The following is a 14,945-nucleotide window of genomic DNA, read 5'->3' as shown; positions in this document are numbered from 1 at the left end:
CCCCCCGAACCGTACGTACTTGTCTCCAAGTATACGGCTCTCCATTTATCAATCCAACTTACCTGAGTGTAAATCTACGTGACATTGATGGCAGAGTGCCATAGTTTTTCTTTTTCTAGCAATCATCATTTGCTCCCACATTTTCTTACCTTTTAGGTCTTTTAACTTCCTTATGTGGTGCATTTCGATTGCTTGATTCTTTTTGCCACACACTTCACATTCTTCAGCTAATAATCGTTCAATGAGACTTGTTCGTCCAGACATTTTTAAGGTATTTGGGAGAATATCGACTTCTATGTTGGTATCTATACTTTTTTGTCTCTGAAATCCTTGGTCATAAAGATATCTTATCTTTTCACCGTTTTTAGTTTTGTATCGTATACCAAATTTCCCATTAGTTTTATATTTGTTGAGTATTTTTTTAACACTTTTTTTGTACTTGCTAGCGAACGTCTTATACATACTATATTCCATTATGTATTTGTATTTATTTATAACACTTACGTTGTTCGCCAATTTGTAGTATTCATATAGACCACGAATTTCTGCGTTGTATATACTTAGAATCTCTAAGTCGTCATTATCTTTTAGATAGGTTCTGTGCTTAGGTTTCCAAGTACCTGTATTTTTGTCAATTGTTAGTACATCTTTTTGAAATAGGTTCTTTATCCATTTGCTTTTGGGTACGTATAGTTTAGGCGTGTAAGAAAATAGCCTTTTCGTCCTTCTATGGGTTGTTTTCGCTGTGGCTTCTTCTCTTGAAATTGTAATATCGTAACTGAGAAATTGTACTAATTTTTCACTATGGGTTATGAGAGTCTTTTCTTGTGACAACTCGAGTTCAAGGGTTTCTTTAAGAAAAATCGTAAGATTTTCTTTGACCTGAATTGCGTCTTCTTTACTACCTATAATTCCTATGAGGAAATCATCTGCGTACCTGGTATATACAATTCTTTTGTAGTTTTCGTCCATAGGTTCTTTTGAATGGATAGAGAGCTGTTCTTTGTGTAGTTTGTTCCACTGTAGTGTCACTTCTCTTTTTTCTTCCTCTGGCATTTGTCCCCATTGTTCCTTATGTTTCTTTCGTAATCGGTATTTCTTTTCCGATAGGTACCCATAATCACGATTTGTTTTTCTTGTTGACCCTTTATCAAATTGTTGTTTGTAAATCTTCATAAATTTGTCTAATTCGTTTAGATAAATATTTGATAGTATGGGACTGATTATGCCTCCTTGTGGAGTGCCAGAGAATGTGTTGTTATATGTCCATTCTTCGAGATAACCTGCTCTGAGAAACTTCCAGATTAACCTTATAAACTTTTCATCATTAATCCTTCTTTTAAGGATATTTATAAGTGTATGATGATTTATGTTATCGAAGAAACCTTTTATGTCTCCCTCTACAAACCATCGTACACCTCTATATGTCTTTTGAATTTGAGTTAACGCAGTATGACAGCTCTTTTTAGGTCTAAACCCATGTGAATCATCTGAGAACGTAGATTCATGAGTACTCTCAAGGATACTTCGTATTATTTCTTGTATAATTTTATCATCCATAGAAGGGATGCCTAGTGGTCTTTTACCACCATTAGCTTTCTCCCTATAAACTCGTCTAGCTGGATAAGGGTTGTAAGTCTCGTGTTTAATTTTGTCTATAAGAGTGTTAATTCTTTCAATACTCATTCCATCGATATTCTTTCCATCCGTACCTTTGGTCATATTACCTTCTTTGGCATATATCTTAGAATATGCCATGTAATAAAATTCTGGATTATACAGGTTTCTGTATAGCCTCTTGAACTTGTAGTCTGTATTACTAGCCATGGTACGTAGGCTGTTTAATACCTCATTTGGATTTCTCATAGAGCCTCGCGCTCCTTCCTAATTTGTATTAAACTGATAAACTGTTTCCCTTCGCCTTGTAATAGGCTTTCCCTATCTCTGACTACTACGGAAACTCCGTTACCTTATTGGATATTCATAAGCCACATACCTTGTTTTGCACTTGGTATCATCCTTAATAGCCAGTTTGTGTTGGCGTTCCAACTTAGGTAATCCCCATTTAGTACATTTAGAGATAAGCTTGTTATAGTGTCGGATGCGACTTTCGTCCTTTTCCACCTACAGTGGATAGTTAGTAATGGGTCTCTGGGGCATGAGTCTAAGGTTACAGAACTCGACCTTCTTTACCATTTAACATCCACCTGATTAAATGGTCATTACTACACAACGTTACTAGTTACCTTTCGTCATGGGGTTCGATATCCCCCTTTGGACTATCGTTTAAGCAGTTTAGCTTTCATCCTTGTCTATACATTTCATCTGGCCATTCAGTCGTAATTGGGTAACTAATTAACTTATGGCTTTACCAACATGCTACACTCCCCGTTCAGTTTCCTTCATGGATAAGTTGGTTGATGATAGGCTTTTGTGAGACCTGAGCCTACAACTTTGCTAGAGTTGAATCTCTAAATGCCCGTATGGGCGCACATGAATATCGAAATCAAAATCGGATTTTCCAAACAAAACACGCCGTATTAAAACGTTTGAAGCTAAATCTTTTAAGATATTACGCAAGCCCTTTACATATTCCTCTTCTCTATCATAATGCATTGGTTGTCCGCGATATTTTCCAGATTTATAAACGGCCGGTTCTCCTTGGAAATCTGTTTTTTCACAGATAGTATTATTAAACCATTCGTCAATACCTTTTATAATTTGATATTCGTTTTTTTGGTCACGTGAAGCTGCTCCACTTTGAACAAAATCATATAACTTTTCTACCTGTATTTTTAATAGTTTGTGCATACGGTGGACACGCTCTATATCGTCATACATGCTTATTAAATCATCAAAGGTGACATCTTTTTGTGGATTATGCAGTTTTAATAAGTAGATATGTTGCTTAAGGTGGTTACGCTGCGCTTGTTCAAAGAATGCATTGTTAGATTCAGACAAACCTTGAATAACCATTGCGAAAACTTCTGCTACTTTATCAACCGGTCCACGCAGAATGTTTATATTTTTGGTATCAGGATTGGTTGGATCAATGTAGTAAACCGAGCTTGCAGGAATCTTATGTGCTTGTACTAATTTATATACCTTTTGACATAAATCATTACTGGGTTCAATAACAGTCACACCATTTAAAAAGGTTCCTTTTACTTCTTCTGTATCATAATCATTCTTTTTATACGCTGTTTCAAACTTATTTATAAAACGTACCATCCAGTGTAAATCTTGATTAATCATGGGAATAATTAAACTTGATGTTTTACCAGAACCGATTGGACCAATAATGATGCCATTTAGCGTTCTATCTTTCCCCTTAATACGAACCATCTCTTTATGCTCAATATGAGGTCCAATTTCTACATCAGGATATATTTGTTCTTCTTGGCTATTAAACCATTTTTGTAACTTATGATTTTTATATTCATATGTTCTTACCCATTTAAAAATCTCTTCTCGGTAACGAACAATATGGCCGCTAAACCAAAGTGTAAACAGGATCATAAAGACTGTAGGTAAAAATACAAAAATCATAGTGAGTGTATGAAAATTTCCTGTTAAGACATGACCTATGGCTTCATACTCACCAAAGTTAACATGTTTTGATTTATCCGTAAGATAAGGGATAACCTTTGCATGAATCGGAGCAGTTGCAAACCATAAAAATTGAATATCAACTGCAATATGAGAAACAATTAAAATTATTAATTTCCCATTTTTCACATGCAAAGCAGGAATACGGCTGTAAAACCTAAAGCTGAATTCTCCTAATAGCAAAGAGAAGAACATCAAAATAAGCGGTACATATGTAATTTCTATAGGATAAGACGGTGGTTCAAATGCATAGTAGAGTAACTTGATGTAGTTTACTAAACCGAATACAAAAGAAAGAATAAATCCGCTAATTAAGCCGATGGTAGTAAATAACGGTAGTCGTTGTTTAAATGTCTGCATATAGGCTCACCTACCTCTTACAGATATAATTGAGCTTTATGTTTAAACTTGAATCGATTATTGAATTCTGGTTGGAATAGCTCCTTTGATTTTTTAAAAAAGAATTTTGCTGCATCTTCAGTTTGCTTTAAATATAAATCAATACTATCTCTTTCACAGAGCTGGTTATATTCTTCCTGAGATAGTACCGCAATATTTACTTCTATTTTTTTATTTGTTGCTGTTTCAATGATTACATCATACCAGTAGTAATTCGGTTTTCCTGGGATTTGGATATCTTGTAGAGAAACACTAAACGTTGCCCCCTCTTCTGTCATATGGTTGAGGACTAGTTCAGGATTTTTAAACGCTTCTCTAGCAGAGAGCACTCCATCAGTAGTAGTTGTTGCATATTGTAAATCCATTTTGATTTTCCACCTTTCTCCATATAAAAAAAGGCAAGCGACACCCACTGTAAAAACAGCGTGTGTCGCTTGCCTTAATTTCATATGTTCTGATTTGATTGTAGTTTTAATTATATGTTCAATCGCTATTCTAACACCTTAAAAAATAAAAATCAATAAAATTGTATAGAAGTATATAAAAAACAACGGATTAATATAATTCTACAAGTTTGCGTCTTTTCGGGTGTATGTTATTTGCAGTACGTACCATGATTTGTTCATCCGCATCGATAGTAACACTTTCATTTTGGAGCGATAGAAGTAGCACATTGTCATAAGTGTCCATTAAAAGTATATCTCTAGCCTTTTTACGCTTTGGATAGATCACAACAAGTGGCACTCCCTCATCACCTTCTCTTCTTGAAAACACAACATCGTCTAATCTAGCAATCATTCGGTAATCATTTTCATTCCCAAAAATAAAGAAGAAATCTTGCATAGCCTCTTTATCTCTCCTATACGTTCGTCTAAGACCACCATCTATTGTTTCCTTAAATGTTTGAACTTTTTCAACAAATGCGTAGCGCCAATCAGCATCTCCTACTGTACGTTGAGATAAAGGTAAAAGAATATCCTGTTCAAAGTTTTGATTATCATCTATTCCTAGAATGATATCTGAAATAACATCTCCAGCTTCTTTCAAAGAGCAGATATACATATTTAGATTTGGTTGATTCATTAAAAGTTCATGATGCTCTCGCATAGAAAATAAGAGATTTTTCATGCGTACGTATGGTGGTTCAGCATCTTCCACAAGGAACATCGACTTGTCATACATAACAAAAACAACAGTTATATTCTTAGTGTTTTTTTGTGCATATTCAATATACTTCCCTACCTTTTCAACTAAGGTAACATTGGTTTCTTTGCACATATCCATTTCAATGTAAATATTTTTGTCTAGATATGAAATGTGTTCATCAGGAATTAAGAGTAAACCTGCATCTTCAATTTCTGTTTTCTTTTGCTTTTGATGATATGAGCGAATATCTAGTTCACTTAATATCTTATTCGTATTGGTCTTTTTCGAGGTTTCTAAAAGTGTGCGTACTAATATTTCTCGTGAGCAGAGTGTATGCAGTGAGATTGAAGAAGAATATCTACGTTTTGAAGAACCTTTAGGAATTCGTCCTATTTCTTGAAGGTAATCAACCATTCTATCTTTTAAGGAGAATGTCGCACGTCTGGTTATACTATCATCTCTTTTATCAATTTTTTTAGTTAGGATAGCACCATATTTTGAAAAACGATTTAGTTTTGTAAACACACTATCCTCAGAAAAATCCCTACCTTCAAATGCACTATAAAGTTGAGTGATTTGTCGTGTAGTAAGATGTCTTTTGTAATATAAAAATGTAAATACAAATATATCAGCCTCTTTTAAACGAAAAGATTTTTGTGTGCCTTTGCTTGTATATTTATACGTTTCACTCTTCATTATATACAACTCCATAATTCGAATTTATTTTCAATAAATAACAACTATTTCTATATATCTTATTACAGCAAAATTTAGTTGTAAATTATTAAAAGTTTAAACTGAATTTGCGCTAATCTAGATACTAAAAATCGTACGCTGAAGTTTGGATTACTTTTCTTCCTAAAAATATGCTAGAAACATTGATTTATATAGCCTTTAAGTTCTTTTAAAATTGTTCGGACGGAAGACATGTTTTAACCGAACAATTTTTTTAAGGATTAGGTATTGGAATAAAATTGTTAGGCCGTCCTAACAATTTGTTTAAACAATCACATTATATAAAGCTGTGTTAAACATGCAGAAAATATAATAGATATCTTATTTGTTAATTGTATTTTTTTATTGCTATTGAAATAGAAAAAGACCGACAAAAATTATATTTGTCGGTCTTTTGTTTAGAATGATAATTTCTTTTTTACTGGTTGTGAATCGTCAGCAACTTCTACTTCAGGTTCAGCACCAAAATTCAATTTTTTCTTTTTAGGCTTTTCTTCTTGTACTGAATCATCAAATGCAAAAAGTTTATTTAAAACAGCATTTGATTTCTTAGAATTAGCTTGCTCACGTTCTTCTTTAATTCTCGTAATCTCATCAATAATATCACTCACACGTTTTGGCAATGGTAGTCCTGCAACAACTGAATAGAATTTTACTATATCCTCTTCCTTTTTCGTTGTATGTTTATTAACATATGGAGCTATAGGACGTTCGTCTACATATGGAGTTCTATCTTTTAAGAAGTTTTCCATTTGGTTAAGGAAAGAGAAGTTATATAATCGACCTGCTCGTAGCGGTGATGTAACGATAGATAGTGCACTCTTTTTAGCGCTTTCTAGCTCTTCTCTTTCTGTATCGTATAAAACACCTTTTTCTAGTGCGTTCCCTAATTGAGTCAAATAACCTAGCGGGTTTTCAGTGTCTAATTGATTTGATTTTAGTTCTAGTTTTGCTAATGATAAAACGCCTGGTGTATTAATTACTTGGGCAAATTCACTCGCATCAAAATGTGTATCAGAAAACGGTGTAAATGATGAAGTTACTAAGTTAATCTCATGTAATGCATCAGCAATATATTTGTTACTATAGCTAGTATATTCGTTTGCTAAAGCACTTGGATTTTCCTCTTCAAATTTTCTATATAGTTTAGCGTTATCTATTAATACAATTGAGCCAAATGCTTCTTGGTTCATTGCAATACTACGAATGCGTGAAGTTGCGTTTTCTAATACTTTTAAAGCCTCTGCATCACGTGGTAAAGTTAGTAATAATCCAAAATTGTAATCATGTTCATATAGCATTTCAATTGCCTTTAATAGAGCTCCAGTTCCTGTTCCCCCACCAAGACCACAAGTAATCCAAATGAAATCACGATCTTCAAATTCTTGCTTAACCGCTTCGAATATCTTTGTTTCATGTTTTACAAATGCTTCCTCACCAATCTGTGGATTACGAGCTGCACCCTGCTCATATCCTTCTAACTGTATTTTACGTACATTTCCACCATTTTTAATCTCAATTTTGTTAAAATCTTGACTATTTGTATTAACAAGAATCGCACGATATGGATATTTGTTATTTTTAATTTGAGTTTCTTTATTTGCACACTCCGCTGCGATTGCGCATCCACCCATACCTAGTCCTAAGAATCCAAATTTCAAACTAATATTTCCTTGGCTTTCGATTTCTGAAAAATTGCCTGCCATATGTATATCCTCCTCAAATATTTATTTTAGTTGTTTTTCTCAACTCGTTTTTCCAATTCCTTAATTAAAACATTTCCTAGATTTGTAACGTCATAAATTCGAACACGTCCTATTGCTTTGAAAGATATTAACCCTGCTCCTTCAAGTCTTGCAGTCATAATATCCAAAGCATATCGCGATGGAAGTATTTTTTTACCCTCATAATCTTTTTCATTTTCAATTTGATATTCTTTATGATATTGGTTGATATAATCCCATAACTTTTCTTTGTTCATTGCGCCCTCTGCGTATAGTACACGTAAAGCCCATATCCCATCATTTAAATTCTCACAGAGTACATCAATAATCTCACTACTACTCATTGATATATTAGACAATAATTTCACACCACCTTTAATAAATAATAAATTTTATCTATAGGTACAAAAAGACAAGATAATTATACGGAATTTAATGCCGTTATAAAAGCCGTAGATACTTCGGTATATATTTCCGAAGTATCGTATACATTAACTATAATACATCTACGAATGATAATCAAGAACCTTATTAGATCAATGCTTTAAATGCTTCCGTAATAATTACCGTAATTAATATTTTTAATGTTACGTAATTATTGCGGTAATAAATACAGAAATGAATACGTAACAATTATCAAAGATGCATCTAAATGAGGGAAAAGTCATATTAAATTTGTAGCTTGATTCAAAGGATTTTAAGGTGATTTTGTACATAATCAATTGTTAATTACGCTCACCCGACTAATCACCGCTCAATAATATAAGGATTTCAATTTGAAATTAAATGAATGACCAATGAACGGTTGAGTGATCAAGTGTTAAAAACCATGATATTTTATGCAATCTGCAAAAGGTGTTCTTTTAGTTTCTATAGAAATTTTATATAATGTATATAGGACAAGCAACATATAGTTAGGTGGTGAGCAAATGATTGATGAACAGTTAAGCGATGGTTATTATCGCGTATCTGAAGTAGCAACCATGCTTGATATTCCTGAAAGTACTCTTCGTAGATGGTTGAATGATTTTGATGAGTACTTGAACATAAAAAAAGAACGCCAACTTAAATATGTTCATGAGGATAGTATTGATACAGTAAAGAAGATAAAACATTATTATTCTGAGTCAAAGAAAAAGCACGAAATTGTTGGGCTTTTAGATATGGATCCGACGGTTATTCGTAATGTTTATGCTGAAGATGTTGATGGTGAACCGAAAGAAACTTCATTAGTTAAAACACAACAGGTCAATCCAGACTTTATAGAAGCTTTGACGGAAAAAATTACTGAGGAAGTTACAGCTAAAGTGACTGAAGAATTAACAAAACAAAATATGGAATTCTTCGCTGCTGTAGCTAAACAAAGTCAGGATAATTTCGATAGAATCAATAAGCGTTTAGAGGAACGTGACGAAAAGTTAATGAGCACTATACGATTAATTCAAGAACAAAAAAGCGCAAATGCTCAGCGACAAGAGAATACTGAACAAAAAGGCGGCTTTTTCTCTAAGCTTTTTGGGAAAAAATAAAAGGCTATCATTTTGATAGTCTTTTTATTTTGGTATCCTTAATGTCATTTCTAAGGCTTGATTCATTAGTAAGCAATATGACTCAATCACAGCTATTGTTTTAACCTATAATGATCACGCTGCTTAGGTATAGTTTGTTTTGTTATTTTACAAAACAAAGAGTTTCCTAATTTTATTTCTTCCAATTTTTAAAATCGGCATACTTCTTGTATTCTTTTTCAACTACGCCCTTATAACATTTATTATCATTTACATGTCTAGATGGTTTATTGTTATATTCATTAATGTCTCCGTCTGTATTTAGCCATTGAGGCTTATTATGAGCATATTTATAGATAAATTGTCTAGCTTCTTTTAATGAATTATACTCTCCTAAATATAACTTAGGTTTCGCGAATCTATATCCATATACGAAATAAGTTGTACCATGTTCCCCTAAAGTTTCGAAAAAAGGTTTTGGTAGCAAATCAATTTTCTTCATTTATATCCTCCTATATATATATCGATAGTTTCATTCTACTAGTCATTTAGAATGAAACTATTATTATGCGAACTTTTTCACATTAATCTTTAAAAAATAGTTTACCAGCTTAGCAACTTTATTAGAAATGCATAGGTTATTCTCCACCTAAACTTGCACCTGCATACAATCACTCGACCATCCACTGGTCATTCACCTTAAAATTACAGTGTGATTGAGTGGTGATTAATTGACTGGTTATAACTTCGTTTAATATAATAAAACCAACCACTCAATCACCGCTCAACCCATATAAAATAATTATAGTTTCTTTCGCTGATTGAGTGGTGGTTAGTTGAGTAATTGTAGGTAGGAATAATGAAAAAGGCCACTTATATACTCTGATAATGAGGTTTTTATTAAATTGAGCGGTAATCAAACGAGTGATCGACAGGTATTTAAGTTATTTTGACTTGTGATAGATTGAGTTTCGATTGAGCGGCGCTCAAAGAGGTGTTTGAGTGTTAGTTTTTTATTCATATCATGTAACAAAGGTCATACTTTAAAAAAATCACCTTGCAACCATGAAAAAAACTATATATGATGTAGTTACTTTAATAATTTTGTATTTTTTTAGATATGGATTTATTGATAATTGTAATTTTGTATAAATAATAAAATGAATATAATAAAGCAAAAAAAGGTTCATCAGCCCAATGAAATAGCGCCAACTATTTCATTGTGGTATACCGCAAACCAAAACGCCAAAAAATATGTTCCAGAAACTGCGGTAAACAAAGCCAATAAACCTTTTTATTTTGCATGAAATTATAAGATAATTTTACTGTATCTTATGTATTTGTGCAACTTAAAAAGGGGATTTCTTGCGTATTTTTAGGCATTGTTTACTGTTGTTATACAAGTATTACTTTTTTTAAGAGAGTAGTATTTTTGTATCCGTGGTATGACAGTGCCTTTTTCTGCTCTTTCGGAAGGAGTTAGCAACATTATGCATACGCAAATGGCTTTTTCCCAACAGAACTTTAAAGTTCATGGGGTTAAGTTTTTTGATGGACTATTAAACATCATAAAACTAGAAAATGAAAGAAAAGAGTTACCATCTTCAGCTTTAGCAACTTACATCTTGCTTCACTTTGAATGCAATGATATAGGAATGCTACCACGTGAATTTCAAATAATGGATCTTGCTAAGAAAAGTGGGATTCCCTACACAACAATTTATACAGGTTTTCAAGTTTGTTTGGAGCGTAAGCTTGTAAAAGAAACACCTGTTGGAAATCGTACTGTATATGAAATTGTAGATTATGCATTGTATAACCATACTGCTTCAGAAACTTCAAACATGTCAGGTATAACGCTTTCGTATTTCCGTATTCCATTTCATCTTATCCAAACAATGATACTGAGTAGTCTAGTAAAGGCTCGTGATAGTAGGGGAATTATGTTCCTTCTTGATTTAATCAACACTTTTTCAAGAAAAGTGGGTATTGAACATCATAAACATAATATTGATGAGTTCCGGATCACAAGAAGAATGGCTTTCTTAAAAGAAAGATTAAATCGTAATGCAAAAAAAGTACGACAATACATAAAAATTATAAAACCTATTGTGCAATTTACTGCAATTGACTCTAAAGAGAAAAATTCTAATGAATCACGAATTACAAGTATAAGAAAACAAGTAAAACAAATCATCATTGAGAAGTTTAGTGTAGTGTTTTCTTCAAACTGCGTAATAGAGAATGATAAAAAAGAATTACATAGACCAATAGCAAAGTGCAGAAAAGAAGCAGTGTCTCGTTTAAAGCATATGGGACAAGCGTTACGAAAAAAAGATAAAGAAAATATAATGACTGCATTTAGACAAGAAATTGTTGATCATGCAATCTATTTACCAACAAAACAAAAACAAAATGAATTACTAATTTACGCAATGACTTATGCATTAGATCAAGTTGAAAGTTGCACAAAAGAGCAAGAAATATTCTCTATACCAGCATTTATGCGTGTACAGTTTAGAGATTCCTGGACGGATTTTAAAGAAAAAAGCTTATCTGTAGAAGAAAGACACGATACAAGGATAAATTATTATAAGCAAAATGGTGTTTATCCTGACTTTGTGTAATTTTTAAAAAAATAAATACAGCAGCCCTTGTTAAAAAATCACTTAAAAGCAAGGGTTATTTGGCATGTTCTTTACTTTGAAGACATGCTTTTTTATTTAGGAAAATATTTCTACGAGCATTTTTACGCAAGTATATAAGCTGCTAACGCTACGTTTAAATACGATTCAGTTTGTTTATAATTCGATTCAATACTTGTGAATATCTTAATTATATTATTATAGACTTGTGAATTCTGAGTAATATGGTATTTAACTTCTTAATTTGTGATTTATATGATGGGAGGCTTGTTTGTATTGGGGATATTACGATAGGAAATTTATCTTAATAGCAAGGAACGTATGTAATACAAGGCTTTAGAGGTATTTGCTAAATCTCTTTATAATTAATAATTGAGTTTAGTTATATATTTTTCTTGTTGTTTGTATATAAAATACTTGTGATTATTTATATTTAATTACTTACTTGTATTTTTTTAGATTAGATACATAGAAAAATAGAAAGAAGGAATAAATATAAGTTTCCAAGGGGGTAATTAATCTATTGACTTTTAAAATTCATAGAGGTATTCTTATACGTGAACAACAATTAATTAAGAGAAATATACAAATTAATAGATTCAATTTCTAGCTAAACGGACACACCGAAGGCACATAACCTGCCATCGGTGTGTCTTTTTTTGTATAAATATTAAAAAAAGGGAGAATCTGAACTATGAATGAAATTGTAAACATGAGTAAAGAGAGATTTACAAAGTATTGTGAGGACAATGCAGCATTTGAGGAGAATATTAGTCGCATTATTAATCACTACTTTTTATTACTAGGGAATAAAGCAAATATATTACAAGAAAGAGAATTTAATAACGAAATTGAAGAAAAAACGTTTAAAAATAATGTAAAGCGTTTTGAAACTCTATTCCCTGCAGCTATTAAGAATGCATTTTTAAAAGGGTATCAATTATGTCTAGAGTTTATACATCATCCTGAAACACAAATACCTGAGAATTTATATAATGATCCGAATTTTATAAAGGACATTCCTTTTGCCTTAGCAAATGCATCCGAATATGAATTGTACGAAATCATTCGAACAGATGAAACACAGGAATTTAGTGTGTTTGCTATACGAACATATGAGGGAATTCGTCCATTATTAGAACAAGTATTTTGTGAAGTTGCATACAGTGGTGCTGAATATGCTTTTGAACATGAACGATTAGAAAGAGGATTTGAATTAGGGAAAGGTGATACCACTTTATTAACCAAAGTTCCTGTAGATCGTTTCTTCTCAATTACGCCTTCTGTAAACGGAGTTGTTGTGCATGCGGAAGAGCATTGCGAGATTTGGACTTTAAATTGGAATAGCAAAGTAACCATTGATAATCTTTTTATTGAGGTTGCTGAGGTTACATTTATTCATCAAACAAAGGATATGATTCAAAAAAACATTGAAGAAGGTGTTTTATACTACAGCTTTCTTTATCTTGATACACCTTTACATGAGATACAAGATCGATTAGAAATACGAGTAAAACTAAATTCTGATTTTGGAGCTCCACGTCCAATGGAACAAGTTGAAATGGAGTATATTCTGAATGAGATTATTGGGAAGGTTCATCTTCAGGCGCAAATTCCAATTGAAAACATGATTTTAATCCAACGTTAGGGTTTGTAGGAGGTTCACTATGGTAAAAAAAATCGTTTTAGCTATTAGCGATACTGTATATACGGCATATTTACGTGAGGATTTTATTGGTGCGGGATTTGAAGTAGCTGATAGTGATGTGATGCACATCAAGTATCTAGATGAAATTCTAGATACGGAACAGCCCAATATCCTATGTATTAATGACAAACGATTAAATATTGATGCGGGACATGAAGAGAAACGTGAATTGATTATCTTACAGAAGTTAAGAGATATTCGCTTTAATCGGGATATTCGTATTGTGGTATTTACAGAGCGCGAAAATGATGATGAGTTTTTGGCGAAACTGATTTATCTAGGTATCTATGACATTTTTAACTCTCGTAAAATTGATATTGATAATAAAGTCATCCCGCAGCTGCTACAGGAATCAGATATTAAAAATGTAGCGGAAATTGTAGGAGCAAGTCAGGCACCACAACAAACAAAGTTGCCCGAGGTTCCTGTTGATGATGAAGAAGAAGCATCAAGTGAATTAGAGGGAGGCGGCGACAGTGAACCTTCCTCTAATTCCAACAAACTATTTAAAAACAAACAAAAGCGTAAGTCTGTTTCAGAGAAGATGCCAAAAGCACCTGTTATAAAAAAACAGTATAAATTGGCTTTTGAGCCGGTATATGAAAAACAAATCGGTATTGCTATTCCAAGAAGAACAATTGTTGTGGCCAGCATGAACAGAAGAAGTGGTGCTACTTTTGTTTCGCATCTTTTAGCTGCTTATTTAAATAAACTACAGATTGATGTCAATTATATAGAGAATTTATATGATGATGGTTATACGTATCCGTTATTAAAGGGATATACAGAAGCACCAGAAAACTATCGTAGTGAATTTATGTTGCAGCGATATAAAGAGATGCTACAGAAGGAATCTGATATATTATCAATTCCAAAATGGAAGCAAGGAAGAATAAATTATATCGTAAAGAATCCTATAGTGGACCAAGAGCTGAAAAACGAAACAGAGCAGGACTTTGACCATTTTATTAAGGTTTTATTGGCTAACCAAGAAGCACCTATATCTATTATTGATGCAGGGAGCGATTGGGATAGAGATTTATACCATGAGATATGTGAAATGGCAGATTATATCTTCTTTGTAGTGGAACCAGATCTGCATCAATTGCTAAAGATAGCGCATCCTCTTACAACAAAAGAGAGAAAGCTCGTTTCTTACTTAGATTTAGAGAAAACGAGAATCATTGGGAATAAGTTTTCTCCTGCACTTTTAAAGCATGAAGTAGTAGAAGAATGTTTTGGAGATAAGGTATTAACTGCTTTACCACCATATGACATAGAAGATGTATTTGAATCTCAATTAAATAGTAGTACGTTACTATCTAGTCGGAACTATTATAAAGAGTTAGAAGGAATAATGAAGGAAATAGCAGGGTTATTGCTACCAAACCAATTGTTGAACCAAAAGAAAAGTTCCATTTTAAGTGGATTTCGATTTCGGAAGTCTGAAAATTAAGGAGGGGTGAAGAAA

General features: G+C 32.7%; 11 protein-coding genes. 4 read left to right on the top strand and 7 right to left on the bottom strand.

Features of this window, described 5'->3' with window-relative positions; translation table 11 throughout:
* Positions 1-48: 48 nt before the first annotated feature.
* From CN409_RS28260 to CN409_RS28235, 6 genes are all read right to left on the bottom strand, one after another.
* The gene (locus CN409_RS28260) at positions 49-1,866 is read right to left on the bottom strand and encodes a reverse transcriptase/maturase family protein (protein ID WP_097982211.1); all 1,818 of its coding nucleotides are present in this window, start codon (positions 1,864-1,866) and stop codon (positions 49-51) included.
* A 591-nt stretch (positions 1,867-2,457) separates the two neighbouring features.
* The gene (locus CN409_RS28255) at positions 2,458-3,969 is read right to left on the bottom strand and encodes a type IV secretory system conjugative DNA transfer family protein (protein WP_097891405.1); all 1,512 of its coding nucleotides are present in this window, start codon (positions 3,967-3,969) and stop codon (positions 2,458-2,460) included.
* 17 nt (positions 3,970-3,986) lie between these two features.
* Entirely contained in the window at positions 3,987-4,373 is a 387-nt protein-coding gene (locus CN409_RS28250; protein WP_097891403.1) for a hypothetical protein, read from the bottom strand.
* A gap of 190 nt (positions 4,374-4,563) precedes the next feature.
* Positions 4,564-5,850, bottom strand: a complete 1,287-nt coding sequence (locus tag CN409_RS28245) for a replication-relaxation family protein (protein WP_097891402.1) — start codon at positions 5,848-5,850, stop codon at positions 4,564-4,566.
* 437 nt (positions 5,851-6,287) lie between these two features.
* Positions 6,288-7,595: a plasmid replication protein RepX gene (gene repX / locus CN409_RS28240; protein WP_000918304.1), complete on the bottom strand. Its 1,308-nt coding sequence runs from the start codon at positions 7,593-7,595 to the stop codon at positions 6,288-6,290.
* Between the two features lie 26 nt (positions 7,596-7,621).
* On the bottom strand, positions 7,622-7,957 hold the full coding sequence (locus CN409_RS28235; protein ID WP_000098928.1) for a hypothetical protein: 336 nt from the start codon (positions 7,955-7,957) through the stop codon (positions 7,622-7,624).
* Between the two features lie 585 nt (positions 7,958-8,542).
* On the opposite strand from CN409_RS28235, the gene CN409_RS28230 reads away from it, so the two are divergent.
* Positions 8,543-9,142 (top strand): MerR family transcriptional regulator, encoded by a 600-nt coding sequence (locus CN409_RS28230; protein ID WP_097891400.1) that lies wholly within the window; start codon positions 8,543-8,545, stop codon positions 9,140-9,142.
* A gap of 172 nt (positions 9,143-9,314) precedes the next feature.
* Here CN409_RS28230 and CN409_RS28225 read toward each other — a convergent pair whose 3' ends face one another.
* The gene (locus tag CN409_RS28225; protein ID WP_097891398.1) at positions 9,315-9,623 is read right to left on the bottom strand and encodes a hypothetical protein; all 309 of its coding nucleotides are present in this window, start codon (positions 9,621-9,623) and stop codon (positions 9,315-9,317) included.
* A 988-nt stretch (positions 9,624-10,611) separates the two neighbouring features.
* On the opposite strand from CN409_RS28225, the gene CN409_RS28220 reads away from it, so the two are divergent.
* From CN409_RS28220 to CN409_RS28210, 3 genes are all read left to right on the top strand, one after another.
* Complete coding sequence (locus CN409_RS28220) at positions 10,612-11,748, top strand: hypothetical protein (RefSeq protein ID WP_097891396.1); 1,137 nt, start codon at positions 10,612-10,614, stop codon at positions 11,746-11,748.
* A 712-nt stretch (positions 11,749-12,460) separates the two neighbouring features.
* A complete protein-coding gene (locus CN409_RS28215; RefSeq protein WP_097891394.1) occupies positions 12,461-13,414 on the top strand; it encodes a hypothetical protein in 954 nt (317 codons plus the stop codon).
* Between the two features lie 19 nt (positions 13,415-13,433).
* On the top strand, positions 13,434-14,930 hold the full coding sequence (locus CN409_RS28210) for a CpaE/TadZ family protein (RefSeq protein WP_097981502.1): 1,497 nt from the start codon (positions 13,434-13,436) through the stop codon (positions 14,928-14,930).
* The last annotated feature ends 15 nt before the right edge of the window (positions 14,931-14,945 follow it).

This window comes from Bacillus sp. AFS012607 (assembly GCF_002558005.1).
GTDB classification, from domain to species: Bacteria; Bacillota; Bacilli; order Bacillales; family Bacillaceae_G; genus Bacillus_A; species Bacillus_A thuringiensis_S.
Note: the sequence above shows the minus strand (reverse complement) of the source record. Positions and strands in the feature narration are given on the sequence as shown.